This is a genomic window from Ectobacillus soli (genome assembly GCF_042610425.1).
GTDB lineage: Bacteria > Bacillota > Bacilli > Bacillales > Bacillaceae_G > Ectobacillus.
In genome coordinates, this window is record NZ_JBGJZM010000001.1 from 1,929,772 (window position 1) to 1,944,640 (window position 14,869).

The 14,869-nt window shown below is 41.8% G+C and carries 16 protein-coding genes; all 16 read right to left on the reverse strand.

From position 1 onward, the window contains the following. Positions 1-209: 209 nt before the first annotated feature. Complete coding sequence (locus tag ACAN53_RS09875) at positions 210-407, reverse strand: WYL domain-containing protein (protein WP_379970303.1); 198 nt, start codon at positions 405-407, stop codon at positions 210-212. Further along, positions 338-652, reverse strand: a complete 315-nt coding sequence (locus tag ACAN53_RS09880) for a helix-turn-helix transcriptional regulator (RefSeq protein ID WP_379969468.1) — start codon at positions 650-652, stop codon at positions 338-340. The genes ACAN53_RS09875 and ACAN53_RS09880 overlap by 70 nt, the downstream gene beginning before the upstream one ends. Before the next feature lie 12 nt (positions 653-664). Beyond that, the gene (locus ACAN53_RS09885) at positions 665-2,332 is read right to left on the reverse strand and encodes an ABC1 kinase family protein (RefSeq protein ID WP_379969470.1); all 1,668 of its coding nucleotides are present in this window, start codon (positions 2,330-2,332) and stop codon (positions 665-667) included. Between the two features lie 307 nt (positions 2,333-2,639). Continuing rightward, positions 2,640-3,638 carry a hydrogenase expression/formation protein HypE gene (hypE, locus tag ACAN53_RS09890; protein WP_379969472.1) on the reverse strand — a complete coding sequence of 333 codons (999 nt, stop codon included), beginning with the start codon at positions 3,636-3,638 and terminating at the stop codon, positions 2,640-2,642. Further along, positions 3,638-4,750 (reverse strand): hydrogenase formation protein HypD, encoded by a 1,113-nt coding sequence (hypD, locus tag ACAN53_RS09895; RefSeq protein WP_379969474.1) that lies wholly within the window; start codon positions 4,748-4,750, stop codon positions 3,638-3,640. Before hypD ends, hypE begins: the two co-directional genes overlap by 1 nt. Continuing rightward, positions 4,722-4,958, reverse strand: a complete 237-nt coding sequence (locus ACAN53_RS09900; RefSeq protein ID WP_379969476.1) for a HypC/HybG/HupF family hydrogenase formation chaperone — start codon at positions 4,956-4,958, stop codon at positions 4,722-4,724. Before ACAN53_RS09900 ends, hypD begins: the two co-directional genes overlap by 29 nt. Positions 4,959-4,960: 2 nt before the next feature. Further along, complete coding sequence (gene hypF / locus ACAN53_RS09905; RefSeq protein WP_379969478.1) at positions 4,961-7,231, reverse strand: carbamoyltransferase HypF; 2,271 nt, start codon at positions 7,229-7,231, stop codon at positions 4,961-4,963. Further along, entirely contained in the window at positions 7,219-7,875 is a 657-nt protein-coding gene (gene hypB, locus ACAN53_RS09910; RefSeq protein ID WP_379969480.1) for a hydrogenase nickel incorporation protein HypB, read from the reverse strand. The genes hypF and hypB overlap by 13 nt, the downstream gene beginning before the upstream one ends. Then, entirely contained in the window at positions 7,872-8,231 is a 360-nt protein-coding gene (locus tag ACAN53_RS09915) for a hydrogenase maturation nickel metallochaperone HypA/HybF (protein ID WP_379969482.1), read from the reverse strand. Before ACAN53_RS09915 ends, hypB begins: the two co-directional genes overlap by 4 nt. A gap of 9 nt (positions 8,232-8,240) precedes the next feature. After that, the gene (locus ACAN53_RS09920; RefSeq protein ID WP_379969484.1) at positions 8,241-8,663 is read right to left on the reverse strand and encodes a hypothetical protein; all 423 of its coding nucleotides are present in this window, start codon (positions 8,661-8,663) and stop codon (positions 8,241-8,243) included. Next, positions 8,660-9,136, reverse strand: a complete 477-nt coding sequence (locus tag ACAN53_RS09925; protein WP_379969486.1) for a HyaD/HybD family hydrogenase maturation endopeptidase — start codon at positions 9,134-9,136, stop codon at positions 8,660-8,662. The genes ACAN53_RS09920 and ACAN53_RS09925 overlap by 4 nt, the downstream gene beginning before the upstream one ends. Continuing rightward, positions 9,123-9,905: a Ni/Fe-hydrogenase, b-type cytochrome subunit gene (cybH, locus tag ACAN53_RS09930; protein WP_379969488.1), complete on the reverse strand. Its 783-nt coding sequence runs from the start codon at positions 9,903-9,905 to the stop codon at positions 9,123-9,125. Before cybH ends, ACAN53_RS09925 begins: the two co-directional genes overlap by 14 nt. Before the next feature lie 13 nt (positions 9,906-9,918). Beyond that, a complete protein-coding gene (locus tag ACAN53_RS09935) occupies positions 9,919-11,643 on the reverse strand; it encodes a nickel-dependent hydrogenase large subunit (protein ID WP_379969490.1) in 1,725 nt (574 codons plus the stop codon). Continuing rightward, entirely contained in the window at positions 11,640-12,713 is a 1,074-nt protein-coding gene (locus ACAN53_RS09940; RefSeq protein ID WP_379969492.1) for a hydrogenase small subunit, read from the reverse strand. Before ACAN53_RS09940 ends, ACAN53_RS09935 begins: the two co-directional genes overlap by 4 nt. A gap of 147 nt (positions 12,714-12,860) precedes the next feature. Further along, positions 12,861-13,601: a twin-arginine translocase subunit TatC gene (tatC, locus tag ACAN53_RS09945; protein WP_379969494.1), complete on the reverse strand. Its 741-nt coding sequence runs from the start codon at positions 13,599-13,601 to the stop codon at positions 12,861-12,863. A gap of 119 nt (positions 13,602-13,720) precedes the next feature. Beyond that, positions 13,721-13,939, reverse strand: coding sequence for a twin-arginine translocase TatA/TatE family subunit (tatA, locus tag ACAN53_RS09950; RefSeq protein ID WP_379969496.1), 219 nt, complete (start codon positions 13,937-13,939; stop codon positions 13,721-13,723). Between the last annotated feature and the right edge of the window lie 930 nt (positions 13,940-14,869).

Sequence of the window (14,869 nt, forward strand, 5' to 3'; positions counted from 1 at the left end):
TTGTATTTCACGTTTACCGGGCTTTAATCTGTTGCTTTAATTACCGCTTCGCTTGTATATCTCGCTTACCGGGCTCTAATCCACCTCTTTGATACCCGCTACACCCATATATCACCTCGGGAGGGCACCAATCCCTCGCTTTGCTGACCGAGCCTCTCGAAAGTCACGTTTGCCGGGCATAAAGGCATTCGCACCAAAAAAAGAGTTTCTTATTCCCCATACATGTTCAATTGCTCCCGCATTTCCTCGATCATTTCATCGCGAAGTGACTTTGGTTCCAATACTTTCGCGTTCGTGCCCATGCTGCGAATCCATTTTTTAATTGATTCCTTTCCGCTCATTGTTGCTTCAAAATAAATGCTGCCATCAGGCTGGGCGGTGATTGTTTGCTGCTCTCCCCAGATAATTTGAGCGCTTCTAGCTCTTCACTCGTTATATTGCGTATATGAAGGAAGGAATTCCGATTTAGCGAATGGCCTCCATCCGGTCCTCTATCACTATCAATCATAATATCCGCTTTTATTAATTCAGCTCGGTAATTTCGAACCATTCTCTCATTTACTTCTAATAGGTTTGATAATTCAGCTATCTTCGTCTTCCCATTCGAATGTAAGATTTCAATCATTCGTAGTGCATTACTTAACTTACTCATACCACGTCCCCCCTACATCCGTCCAGAGCGAATAATAGAAACAATCATAAAAATAAACATTAACGTTGCAACAACCGATCCAATTTCAATCGCCGGAAACTTCCATAAAACGGTGGCTTGACCGGCGATGGCAGAGCCGACTATGAGACCAACCATCAAAATACTAAAAGAGAGTAATATAATACTAAAGGACAGACGGTTTACAATAGTATCAAGCTTTTGTAAGAAGACTTGCTGCTCAGTTACATGGATATCAAGACGCATTTTTCCTTTTTTAATCGTCGTGGTGATTTCTTTCAAGTCCTTCGGAAAATCAGATAACATTTCTGCATTTTCTACCAATTGATCCCATGATTTTTTTGCAATAGTTTTTGGATTGTAGCGGTTTTTCAAAAGGGTTTGTCCAAATGGCTTCGCTGCCGTCATGATACTAAATTCTGGATCTAAGTCTTCCACAATTCCTTCCACCGTAAGAAGCGCTTTACCAAGAACCGTAAAGTTAACAGGAATTTGAATTTGATGCTTAAATGCGACCGAAAATAAATCTGAAATCGTCCCGCCAAGACTCATCTTACTTAATGCAACATCGTAATACTTCATTTGTAAATCTTCTATGTCATCGTACAAACTATTCATATCGATATCATCTGGTAAAATTCCCATCGAGGAAAACGTATGTAATAAGCCTTTTGTATTGCTGCGCTGTAAATGAATGACGAGAGAGGCAAGATGGTATTTCATTTCTTCATTCAGCTTCCCAACCATACCAAAATCGATAAAACTAATTACTTGATTTGGCAGCACATAAATATTTCCTGGATGAGGGTCCCCGTGAAAGAAACCTTCAATTAATATTTGATGAAGCATTGCATTTGTCAGCCGCTCTGCTACAATTTTTCGATCATAGCCCTGTCCATCTAAATCTGCTAAATGGCTTACTTTAATCCCTTGGACATACTCCATTGTAAGTACTTTTCTTGTAGAATAATCCCAGTAAACACGAGGAATATGAATTTCAGGCTGATCTATAAATTGTTTAGCAACACGTTCGCCGTTTCTTCCTTCAATTGTGTAATCCAGCTCAGCAAATAAAGATTTAGAGAATTCTTCAATTATTTTGCGAATTTGATATGTTTTCGCCCAAGCTAATTTTGCCTCCATCAACCCGGCTAAATCATCTAAAATTTCTAAATCCGTATTAACAATCTTCTGAATGTCCGGTCGCTGAATTTTAATAGCAACTTGCTCTCCTGTTTGCAGCGTAGCAAGATGAACCTGGCCAATTGAAGCGGTCGCAAGTGGTTCTTCGTGAAAATCGGTGAAAATTTCTTCTACATTACCGCCTAGTTCCCCTGCAATGATCGCGCGAACCTGTTCAATAGAAAAAGAGGACACTTGATCTTGTAATTGTTCCAGTTCACCTGTAATTTCTTCGGGTATAAGATCTCTTCGTGTACTCGCAATTTGTCCAAGCTTCACAAAGGTAGGTCCTAATTCTTGTAGGGCCATACGAAGTTTCACACCAATCGTACGCAAGTTCATATCTTCCTCTGCTTCTATCGATTTTTTAGAAGGCGATTTGTCAAATAAACGATAGACAACATAGCTAAAACCGTTCCGTATAAAAGCATTGCTTATTTCCTGATAACGTTTCGCGTGTTTCATTCGTTTGCCAATCATGTAATTCCTCCAATTGCCAGATTCCCATTTAAGTAAATTGTTGCATCCTGTTCTCTATCATACTGTATGATACGTTGATTCCCAACTCTTAAATAAAAACAACTCCTATACGTGAGGACACTGAAAAAGCATAGATTTCGAAAAAAATGCGATGGAAACGTATCTTTGTAGACATTTTATTTCCGCTACCTTTCCTCTTTCCACGTCTTCGGGCTCAATTCACGCCATATTTCCCCATTTAAAGCCCATGAATAAGGCCACTGAAACATCATACGTTTTCAGTGGCCTCGATAAGGGAGGAATCGTCTTAGCAAATCCGCGGAAACATCGTTCCGGATAGTCGTGTCAACATTCGTTTAGAGCCAATTGGGGTTTCCAAAAGGAGTTGCCCTTTTTCTTTTCCGATGATGCTTCCAATAATTGCGGCATCCTTTCCTTCAGGACAATCACGCAGAATTTGAAGGACCTTCTCTTTCTCACTGTCTGCTACGATAAAGATGGATTTTCCTTCATTCGCTAAATAGAGTGGATCAAAACCGAGAATATCACAGGCGCCGTGTACTTCTTCTTTAATCGGAAGCTGGCGTTCCTTGATTTTCATCGTGAGCCTAAAATCTTCTGCAATTTCTACAAGAGTTGTCGCAAGTCCGCCTCTTGTTGGATCACGCATAATGCGGACGCTGTCGCACTCGTCAAGCACCTTCGCAATCATACCATTTAGAGAGGCGCAATCGCTAAGCGTCGGAGCGGAAATGCCAAGATCTCCTCGCGCGGTAACAACCGCAACGCCGTGGTCGCCTATTGTTCCAGAAATAATAATGGCATCGCCCTCTTCGAAAGTAAGGCTGCAACCTCGGCTTGGTTCATAGATTCCAATACCAGTCGTGTTAATGTACACGCCGTCCGCGCTTCCTTTTTCCACGACCTTTGTATCTCCTGCAATAATGGAGACGCCTGTTTTCTTCGCTTCATTTGCCATGTCAGCAACGATTTTCTTTAAATCAGAAATCGGAAATCCTTCTTCAATAACAAAGCCGCATGTTAAGTATACCGGCTTTGCACCGCTTACCGCCAAATCATTAATCGTACCGGCTACAGCTAATTTCCCGATTGAACCACCTGGGAAGAAAATCGGTTTAATGACGAAAGAATCGGTTGTTACGGCGATTTTTCCGACTGGCACTGATACAGATGCCGCATCAAAGAGAGCATCCTGCTCGCCAAATGCTGAGACAAATACATCGCGGATGAGGCGATGAGTTAGTTCACCGCCATCCCCGTGTGCTAAGTTGATGAACGTTTCCATTACAAACTCTCCCTCATATATTGATAATAAGCTGCGCAGCTACCTTCTGCCGAAACCATACAAGGTCCAATTGGATTGAGTGGCTGACAAGCCTTACCGAACAACGGGCATTCATTTGGTGAAATCAAGCCACGAATGACTTCGCCGCAGCGACATTTCGTTTTCCGCGGTTCCCCGACTTCCACTTTGAACCGTTTTTTCGCATTATACAAATCATACTCTTCCTTTAAATCCAAACCGCTCTCTGGAATAACTCCGATACCGCGCCAAGCTTCATCACATGTCGTTAAGTATGTGTCCATCCATTGCTGCGCTGCGGCGTTTCCTGCTTTACTTACGACAGACGTATAGTTATTTTCGATTACTGCCTTTCCTTGCAGAGCAAGATCAATTAACTTATAAATACTCGATAACAGTTCCGCTGTTTCAAAGCCTGTAATCACGCCTGTAATGTGATATTCATCTACTAGATATTTGTAAGAATCCTCTCCTAGTACAATCGAAACGTGCCCAGGTAGGATAAAGCCATCTAATTTCACATCGCCTGCTTCTAATAAATAGCGAAGAACGGGCTCAACCAATTTCGTTGTCATCCAAATCGAGAAATTCGTAATGCCACGTTTTTTCGCTTCCGCAACCATTAGCGTTAAAATCGGAATCGTTGTTTCAAAGCCAATCCCTAAAAAGATGACTTCTTTATCTGGATTTTCCTCAGCGATTCGAACGGTATCAATGGGAGAATAGACAACACGAATGTCATTACCGGCAATTTTCATATCAAGCAACGTTTTGTTCGAACCTGGAACACGCATCATATCGCCAAATGTACACAGAATTCGGTTATCCCCTTCTGCAAGAGCAATCATCGCATCAATAGAGCGTTGATCCGTTACGCATACAGGACAACCCGGACCAGAGATTAGATTAACTTCGTCTTTTACGCACTGCTTCACACCTGTACGGGCTAATGCCATCGTATGCGAGCCGCATACTTCCATAAAAGCAGGCTTACGTCCAAATTTGACTTGGAATTCCTTTGCTTTTTCAAGAACAGCTTCTACGAGTGGCATACAGATATCTGGATCATTCGACTGCTTCAGAATTTCTTGCATCGACTAACTTCCTCCATTCTACCACGCTGTCCTTTGCATATTGTTCATCGACAATACTCATCGCTTGACCCGCATGTACAATAACATAATCTCCAACTTCCACTTCAGGAACAAAGATAATTCCTACTGTCGTTTTCGATCCCATTACATCTACAACCGCTGTATATTCATGCTTTATTTCAACCTTAGCTGGTACACCAACACACATGTTTAGCCCTCCCTATTTGCCGCTGCAACGATTAATTGTCCGTATGACAGACCGCCATCATTGCAAGGCATTTGTTCTGGTACAAATACGGAAAATTCCCGTTTTGATAATTCTTCTCGCAATCGTTTTCGAAGGTATCGATTATGCATACTACCGCCGCCAAGTACGACATTTTGAACAGCCGTACCTTCACTTTGTTTTTCCATAAACGTTACAATTGATTGGACGACCGTTTCATGGAAACGTCCGCTAATGCTAGCTACTTCCACACCTCTTAAAACATCCTCGGCAATTTCCTTTATCATCGCATTCATTTGGATTTGAATTGGTTCTTTGTCTGAATATGCATACGAATACGGTTCATACACTTCGTTTTCATCGGCAAGCTCCGAAAGTGAGATAGCCGCTTCTCCGTCGTAGCTAGCTATTTTTGTAATACCGCAAAGTGCGCTCACCGCATCAAACAAGCGGCCACACGTACCTGCTTGGACTACATTTATATTCATTTCAATCATTTTTTCTAAAATATCGATTTCTTTCTCTTTTCCCGGAAATAACAATTTCGCTAGCTTCTTTCCTTGCTCACCGTGCATTGACATTAGCATGGCAGCAGCATTTCGCCATGGCTCACGAATACATTTCTCTCCGCCTGGTAGCGGTGTATACGCTAAGTGGGCAATCCGGTCAACACGTTCCGCATCTCCGTAAAATAGCTCAAAACCCCAAATGTTTCCGTCTAAACCATAGCCCGTTCCATCAAGGATTATGCCATACGCTTTCCCCTCAAGCTGATGTTCTCCCATACAAGCTGCCATATGTGCGTGATGATGTTGTACTTCAAATACAGTTTCAAATGGATACGCCTTTGCTAGTTCCCGCGTTTCGTAGGAAGGATGTTTATCAAGAACTGCTACATCTAGCGGCGTTTCAATCCATTTCATCAAGTGCTCATATTCCTGCTTGTAATGGTTCATCGTTTCTATATTTTCTAAATCCCCAATATGCGGGCCAAGAAAAATTTGTTCGTTTCTCCCAATCGTAAAGGTCGTCTTCTGCTGACCGCCAAAGGCAACAATCCCTGAAACATCCTTGTTTGCTACAAAAGGATCTGGGACAAAGCCACGAGCTCTTCGGAAGAAATCCAAGCGGCCATCGCTTATTTGTACGACTGAATCATCGACCGGATGAAGTATTTCTCGGTTATGAACGAGATAATAATCAGCGATTCCTTCTAAATGGGTAAGAGCTTCCTCGTCCTTATAAACCAGGGGCATTCCTGACGGGTTCGCGCTCGTCATAACAAAGCATCCGTCCTCATGCCGCTTAAATAATAAATGATGCAGCGGTGTATACGGTAGCATCACACCAATGGTTGTCATCTTCGGTGCTACACTCTCAGCAAGAAATGAGCCTTCCTTTTTCTTTACGATGACAATCGGTGCCTCTGGGCTTGTTAGTAGTTTCTTTTCTTCTTCACTTATATACGCCATTTCTTCAATGATAGACAGTGAAGCTGCCATCACCGCAAGCGGCCGTGCCGGACGATTTTTACGTTTCCGTAGCTTTGCCACCGCTTCTTCATTGGTTGCATCGCAGCAAAGATGATAGCCACCAAGACCTTTAATTGCGGCAATGTGACCTTCTTGCATATGCCGTGCTACTTCTTGAATCGGATCAGATACATCTACGCTGTTTCCTTTATCATCAAGCAGATTTACTTTCGGTCCGCAAGTAGGGCATGCAATCGGCTGTGCATGATGACGCCGATTTGCAGGGTCCACATATTCCTTCTCGCAATCTGGACACATCGGAAAGTGCTTCATCGATGTGTACGGGCGATCATACGGAAGTGCTGATATTATTGTATACCGCGGTCCACACTGCGTACAATTTATAAACGGATATTCATAACGAAAATCATTCGGATCATTCATCTCACGTAAACAGTCATCACAAACAGCGGAATCAATTGGAATGACAAGAGAGGATGTTCCGGCGCGCTCGCTTTCGATAATGGTAAAGCCTGCTATCCCACTTGGCGCGGTATCGCATATAGTCATACTGTTAATACTGGAAAGACGTGGTGCTTTTTCCTTAATATCAAGCAAAAACTGCTCGACATCCGCCATACGTCCTTCCGCAATAATCTTGACCCCATCCATATTATTCTGCACTGTACCTGTTATCTGATGAACATGGGCAAGCTGGTAGACAAACGGTCGAAAACCAACCCCTTGTACACGCCCGCGAATGCTCACTTTTACTGCACGCATTTTTTATACGCCTCTTGAATCCATGCATACCATTCCTCAAGTCCAGCTCCCGTTCTTGCAGAAAGAGAGATTAACTTCGAGTTCGGATTAATATCGGTTAAATCCTTCTTCGCTTCCTCTACATTAAAATCGAGATAAGGTAACAAATCGATTTTATTTAAAAGAACAAGCTCCGTTCGCATAAACATTTGTGGATATTTTGGAATTTTATCATTCCCCTCTGGAACGCTTAAAACAGCAATCTTATGATCCTGTCCCAAATCATATCCGGACGGGCAAACGAGATTCCCGACATTTTCAATAAACAAAATATCAAGTTCATCTAAATCAAGTTCTGCTAGACTTGCTGCAACCATTCTCGCATCTAGATGACAGCCGCCGTACGTGTTGATTTGTACCGCCTTTGCGCCAAGTGCCCTGATGCGGTCCGCATCTCTCTCCGTTGCTAGGTCTCCTTCAATCACGCCAATTCGGTACGTTCCTGCCAATGCCTTAACTGTTTCTTCTAGTAGCGTTGTTTTTCCAGCACCTGGTGAGCTCATAATATTTACAACAAGTGTATTTGTCTTGTTAAACAAATCACGATTAAATTCAGCTGCTTTATTATTATTCGTTAACACATCTGTTCGAAGTGTTATATTCATGTTTCCTCGCTCCCCTCATAGGATAATATTTGAAACGTTTCTCCTGATATAATTTTACCTGATGGAATATTACAATTCGGACATACCGCTATCTTTTGGGTTGGATGATACGAATGACCACATAACACGCATTCCGCTTTCGCTTCTTCCTTATGAATGATAAGCTGCGCGTTCTCTGAAAAAAGGTGCAAGTTCTGATCGCGAAAAATGTCAAATGCCATTCGCAAAGCATCAGGCATGGCATTACTTATTTCACCCACAATCAATTCCACTTGCTTGACTTGTACGACGCCCCGTTTTGCTGCATCCTGTTCAACAATTTGGAGGATATCCCCCATCAACGCCATTTCATGCATAACAATCACCTACAATCCGTTGTTATAACCAACAACGTACATTTGGTCTTTCTTTTTCACTTGCAACGCTGTAACAGCAAGCTCACCCTTACCTGTTTTCAGATGGTATTCCTTTTCGCAGTGCATGCAGGACGCCACATTATCATATCCACGTACTTGTATGAGATTTGAGCAAACTGGGCAAATACCGCTGATTGCAAGTACTTTCTCTTCATGAGAATAGAGAATGACCGGCTTGCCAGAAATAAAATGTATTTCTGACTCCCCCGCCATTTCTCCCACTTTCATAATAGGTACCCATGTAACTCCAAGCGCTTTGTCTGCGGCTTCTTCAATCTTTTTTAAATCATCAGATAAAAATGGCTCGTATACATATTTTACCGTTTGGATCATGCTTCCTGCCACTTCTTTTAGAAAGTCAAGGCGATTCATGACGCCTGTCTCCAACGATTGACTTGATCCATAACCGCTTTTGCTAGTTCTTCTAACTTTGCCTGATTTGTTTCCGTTAATTCTACACCAAGCTCTAACGAAGTGGGTTGCATTCCATACATCACAATGCGCTTTGGATACCGTTCTCTCCACTTTGCCGCAAATAGAACCTCCTGAAAGCCCATCTGATGTACCGACATTTTCAGTCCGAAAAATGCTGGAATTTCTTCCCCCTGTAACGAAAGAATCGTGCCACCTTCTACACCCGCATTAATCGCATCAATAATAATGAGATTTTCTGCTTCCTCTACGGGCTCTAACAGCTTCATTCCGTCCGTTAATCCTTCAATAATTTCAATTTGCTGATCACCCTTATATGCTTCTTCAAGAAGGGGTAACAAGTGAATGCCAACACCCTCATCTGTGAAGAGGGTGTTGCCAATTCCAAGTATAGTAATTTTATTTTGTTTCATCTTTTTCATCACCAACCAATTCTTTCGGTTCCGTCTTATAACCTGTAAAGATGGATGACATCGTACCATTTCGTTCGAGATAATCATCACGGAATGCCATGTAAATATGGATTACCATAAAGAGCATAAATGCCCACGCTACTAAATGATGCCAAGACCGAATCGTATAGCTATCTCCGCCAAATACGGCTGGTACCCATACGAAAAGTTTGCCCCAAAACGATTCTGGCTGCGGTTCAAAGTACATATAATAACCTGTTAATAGCATAACCCATGAGCCAAGACCGATAAAAATCCAGTAGCTCAGCTGTGCAAGCGTATTGTGACCGACGTAATGCGGTTTCTTATTTTTTAAGAATAAGTAAAACTTAATTGTTTCCCATACTTCTTTCCAAAAGATAAGACGAAACGGATTTGATGTTGCATACTTATTTCCAATAAACGCCCAGAATAGACGATAGAACAAATTAATGGTAAACAAAAATGCCGCGAAAAAGTGAATGTATCGTACCCATCCCATTAGGAACGAATAATACGCTTCCTCTTGTACATTTGAACCAACAAGAGGATTTCCGATATACATTCCTGTAATCATAAGTAAAATAATCGCAAGCACATTGATCCAGTGAAATACACGAACAGGCAACTCCCATACGTATACTTTCACCGCATTTTTTGCTTCCTTATACTCAATTTTCCGTTCCGGATGAAACGTAGATTCACTATTAGGCTCATGAGTATGATGTTGTGCTGGCATGAGGTCTGACATAGTTTGCCTCCTCCTAACCTAGTCGAATTTCAGTCGTTTGGTTTGATTCTAAATCTGTTAAATGTACCGCACAAGCAAGACACGGATCAAAAGAGTGAATAATCCGTATAATTTCTAACGGTTGCGTCTTGTCTGCCATCGGTGTACCTTTCAGCGCAGCTTCATATGCACCAATTTGATCCTTTGCATCTCTAGGCGAAGCATTCCAAGTCGATGGTACAACTGCTTGATAGTTTTTCGTTTTTCCATTTTCAATGTCAATCCAGTGTCCCAGTGCTCCGCGCGGTGCTTCTACCCAGCCCACACCTTGCGCTTTCTTCGGCCATGTGCTTGGCTCCCATTTTGAGCCGTCAAACGTAACTTGGTTACCGTTCTTAATATTTTTCAAAAGCTCATCCATATCATTGCGAAGCCATTTTGACATAAGAACCGTTTCTAGTGAACGTGCTACCGTACGACCGAGCGCTGATTTCATTGCTGAAATTGGTAAATCCAATTTCTTAAGCGTATCATCCATTACACTCACAATTTCATTGTTCTTCGCTGCATAACCGACCATCATGCGGGCAAGAGGGCCTGTTTCCATCGGCTGACCTTTCCAGCGCGGTGTTTTCAGCCAGCTATATTGCTTTTCTGTATCAAGATTTTTATAAGGCGCTTTCGGACCTGTATAATGAAGTGTCGTTTCTCCGGCAAACGGATGCTTTCCAACGCCCCCGCCTTCCTTGCCATCGTACGTATACCAAGAACGATCGATAAACTCTTGTACTTGAGCCGGATCTTTCAAATCCACATCATGCACTTCATTGATATTTCCGTTTAAAATGATGCCGCGCGGGAAGCGGTATAATTTCGTATCGTATAACGTACCTGTTGAGAAATCCCCGTAGCATAAGTAGTTTTCCAAACCGCCGCCATACGTCCAGTCCTTGTAATAAGAACCGATAGCAAGAACATCCGGCACATACACTTGATTCACAAATTCAATAGCTTGGTCAATGATTTGTGATACGTGCATTAAGCGCTCTGCATGAACACCGTTATCGCTATTAATATCAAGCGGCGTTGCCATCCCTCCGACTACATAGTGCGGATGCGGATTTTTCCCGCCGAAAATTGTTTGTACCTTTACAACTTCTTTTTGCCAATCAAGTGCTTCTAAATAATGCGCAACTGCCAGTAAATTCACTTCAGGCGGAAGCTTGTAAGCATTATGTCCCCAGTACCCATTCGCAAAAATTCCAAGCTGTCCGCTATCAACAAGCTTCTTTACTTTATTTTGCACATCAGCAAAATAGCCCGGTGAAGATTTTGGCCAGCTAGAAATCGACTGCGCCACGCGTGACGTTTCGGCAGGATTTGCCTTCAAAGCGCTTAGCACATCGACCCAGTCAAGTGCATGTAAGTGATAGAAGTGAACAACATGGTCATGGAAGAAAATAACCATATTCATAATGTCACGAATCAAATGAGCATTTCTTGGAATTTGAATCTGCAGTGCATCTTCTACAGAGCGTAAAGATGCAAGGGCATGCGTTGATGTACAAACACCACAAATACGCTGAATATAGGCCCATACATCACGAGGATCGCGGTCACGCACGATTAATTCGAGTCCGCGAACCGCTGTTCCTGAACTAAATGCATCCTTAATTTTACCTGTATCGTCAATGTCAACTTCGACGCGAAGATGACCTTCAATTCTTGTAATTGGATCTACTACTATACGTTCGCTCATTCGTCTTCCCCTCGTTTGTCATCAATTTTTTTCTTTACTACAGTTCCTGCTGCATGCACGGCAATGCCCGCAGTCGTTACGCCGACCGCTGCAAGTCCGATTGTATCCGGACTAATCGTCATTTGTGAACCAGGAATTTTCGCTCTTCTTGTGTAAAATGGACCATTGTCCCAGAAACCTTTTTCCGAACAGCCAATACAAGGATTCCCGGACTGAATCGGATAGCTTACGCCGCCATTCCAGCGCATTTCTGCACATGAATTGTATGTAGTTGGTCCTTTACAACCTACCTTGTATAAGCAATAGCCTTGTTTTGCTCCTTCATCATCAAAGGATTCTACAAACAATCCTGCATCAAAATATGCACGGCGGTTACATTTATCATGAATACGATGGCGGTAGAATGCTTTCGGACGACCAAGATGATCAAGTTCTGGCAATGTTCCGAAAGTAATAATATGTGCAATAACCCCTGTCATTACCTCTGCAATTGGCGGGCATCCTGGCACAAGAATCGTAGGCGTACCTGTTTGGAAGCTCGTAATTGGCTGTGCGCCTGTTGGATTTGGATAAGCAGCCGGAATACCACCCCATGCCGCACATGAGCCGTAAGCGATAACCGCTTTTGCGTTTTTCGCCATTTCTATGTACGTATCTTTCCCAGTTTTACCACCTATCGTACAGAAGCCCTCCTGCGGAATACTTCCCTCGACGGCAAGAACATATTGACCCTTATAATCCTTCAGAACCTTCTCCATCGCTGCTTCAATTTGAAATCCAGATGCAGCCGAAAGAACTTCTGTATATTCTAGGGAAATCATGTCGAATAGAACGCTTTCAACTTTTGGCTGGGACGAACGAATAAACGACTCTGAGCAACCTGTACAATCTTGAAATTGTAGCCATACAACTGGAACTCTTGTGCTCGTTTCCATCGCTTTTACCACTTCATTCGTTTGTGTAAAATCAAGGCCAACAGCCGCAGCGACTACGGTACACATTTTCAAGAAATCTCTGCGGGTAACCCCATTATCAATCGCAGTTTCATAAATTGTTTTTTGCTTTTTCATTTGCTAGATCCCTCCATTTTTCATGGAATAACTGTGTAAAGCTCTTAAATTCATGGTAAATGTAACATAACAATAAGGCTCTCGTCCTAGCATGTAGGAATTGTTCACAGAAACTCCTTTAACAAAACTTTTGTATGGTTAACATTTTTAGTAAGAAGCCTCTTCTTCCTCTTCCCTTTGCCGTTTCAACCGTTTTCTGTAAACAATCTTAGAAAGTGAAATACTAATTTCATAGAGCACTAATAAGGGAATCGTAACCAGAAAATCCGACATAAAGTCTGGCGGTGTAATGACAACAGCAATGACAATCAAAATAAAATAAGCATACTTACGCACGGTTGATAAAATAAAAGGATTAATGATACCAAGCGATGTTAAAAACATAATAACTACCGGAAGTTCAAATAATACACCAAACGGCAATGTCATATTCAACATAAATCGAAAGTATCGCTCAGCTGTAAAATTAGACAAAAATAAGTCTTTCCCTAATTCGATCAAAAACGATAGTATCATAGGGAAAATGACAAAGTACCCAAACGCAAGCCCAGCAATAAATAGCAAAAAGAGTGCTGGCACATAGGTTAGTGTAGCCTTTCTCTCCTTCGGTTTCAGCGCAGGTTTCACAAATAGCCAAATTTGCATAGCAACAACCGGAATCGTACATGCAATAGCAACAACAGTAGCGAGCATGAAATAAATCCACAATATATCACTTGGACCAAGTACAGCTAATTTCATCTCGATGCTTTTTGCAAACCATTTATAAATATCGATGGCGTACACAAACCCAACGATAAAAAAAACAACAAATGCAACGACCGATATAATAATCCGCTTCCGCAATTCATCCAAATGATCCAATAGCTGTAATTCTTTATCTTCCATGTCCGTCCCCTACCTATTCATAAGGTTCTAAGTACTGATTCACAAAAAAACGACTCGCATATAGAACATACGAAATCGTTTCATGCAAAAGAGTAACCTGGCACATTATATGCTATACCTTATTTCGTTTCAGCCTTAGTCTCTTCCTTTTTTTCCACGATCTTCTCTTGCTTTACTTCACTAACTACATCATTTGTTAGCTCAGCAGTAGACTTCTTAAATTCCTTTAACGTTTGTCCTAAAGCACGACCAATTTCGGGGAGCTTCTTAGGTCCAAACAAAATAAGTGCAAGAACTAGAATTAAAATTAAACCGGGTACGCCAATATTTGAAAACACGGCATCCATCCCCCTCCACTACTAATATGTATTTCTAAGATTGATTATATTATTATCTAAGTGAAATTGGTGTCAAACTGTGAAAGATTCATAGGAAATTCAAATATGTAGAAAATGTGTCAGGGGTTGTTTTTTTTGGATGGAAAACTCCTTTGGCGTGGTCACTTCGCGGTGGAGGGCCGTTTGGATCGCATCTTCCTCTTTTTCTTTCCCGTTCAAACAAAAAACGTCTACTATTTCAAAGACCACTGAAAAAAATACTATTTTCAGCGGTCTTTGAAATAGAAATATAGAAATATGGATCGAATTGTGCCCACTCTCGAAAAAAAACATGCGAGTGGTAACAATAGTTCTTCGTTTGTTCCCTCTCTCGGGAAAAAAACTTGCGGGTGGTAACAATAGTTCTTCGTTTGTTCCCTCTCTCGGGGAAAAAGCTTGCGGGCGGTAACAATAGTTCTTCGTTTGTTCCCTCTCTCGGGAAAAAACTTGCGGGTGGTAACAATAGTTCTTCGTTTGTTCCCTCTCTCGGGAAAAAAGCTTGCGGGTGGTAACAATAGTTCTTTGTTTGTTCCCTCTATCGGAAAAAAAGCTTACGGGTGGTAACAATAGTTCTTCGTTTGTTCCCTCTCTCGGGAAAAAAACTTGCGTGCGGTAACAATAGTAGTCAAGTCCAAATTTATGTGTAAAAGTGTATACAAGGTTTTCAACAAAGTTTATTGAATCAATAAGATTATATCGGTTTTTGGTTGAGGAAGGGGACGAATATCTTACTTCCTATTTAGTAGGCATTTGGTTAGGAACTACAATGATAGTAGGTGCTCTTTTGCATGTGAGAATCAAGGATCCGTTCAAAGAAATAACACCCGCTCTTGTGATTATGGTACTTGCACTTATAGTTTCTATTTTAAACTTATAATTTTAAACAAACTC

Bases quoted from the DNA above. Each gene is read 5' to 3' on its own strand.
- ACAN53_RS09900 (WP_379969476.1), bottom strand. From the start codon at position 4,958: ATGTGTGTTGGTGTACCAGCTAAGGTTGAAATAAAGCATGAATATACA.
- tatC (WP_379969494.1), bottom strand. From the start codon at position 13,601: ATGGAAGATAAAGAATTACAGCTATTGGATCATTTGGATGAATTGCGG.
- ACAN53_RS09915 (WP_379969482.1), bottom strand. From the start codon at position 8,231: ATGCATGAAATGGCGTTGATGGGGGATATCCTCCAAATTGTTGAACAG.
- ACAN53_RS09935 (WP_379969490.1), bottom strand. From the start codon at position 11,643: ATGAGCGAACGTATAGTAGTAGATCCAATTACAAGAATTGAAGGTCAT.
- ACAN53_RS09925 (WP_379969486.1), bottom strand. From the start codon at position 9,136: ATGAAACAAAATAAAATTACTATACTTGGAATTGGCAACACCCTCTTC.
- hypE (WP_379969472.1), bottom strand. From the start codon at position 3,638: ATGGAAACGTTCATCAACTTAGCACACGGGGATGGCGGTGAACTAACT.
- ACAN53_RS09940 (WP_379969492.1), bottom strand. From the start codon at position 12,713: ATGAAAAAGCAAAAAACAATTTATGAAACTGCGATTGATAATGGGGTT.
- hypB (WP_379969480.1), bottom strand. From the start codon at position 7,875: ATGAATATAACACTTCGAACAGATGTGTTAACGAATAATAATAAAGCA.
- ACAN53_RS09885 (WP_379969470.1), bottom strand. From the start codon at position 2,332: ATGATTGGCAAACGAATGAAACACGCGAAACGTTATCAGGAAATAAGC.
- ACAN53_RS09920 (WP_379969484.1), bottom strand. From the start codon at position 8,663: ATGAATCGCCTTGACTTTCTAAAAGAAGTGGCAGGAAGCATGATCCAA.
- ACAN53_RS09880 (WP_379969468.1), bottom strand. From the start codon at position 652: ATGAGTAAGTTAAGTAATGCACTACGAATGATTGAAATCTTACATTCG.
- cybH (WP_379969488.1), bottom strand. From the start codon at position 9,905: ATGTCAGACCTCATGCCAGCACAACATCATACTCATGAGCCTAATAGT.
- hypF (WP_379969478.1), bottom strand. From the start codon at position 7,231: ATGCGTGCAGTAAAAGTGAGCATTCGCGGGCGTGTACAAGGGGTTGGT.
- hypD (WP_379969474.1), bottom strand. From the start codon at position 4,750: ATGCAAGAAATTCTGAAGCAGTCGAATGATCCAGATATCTGTATGCCA.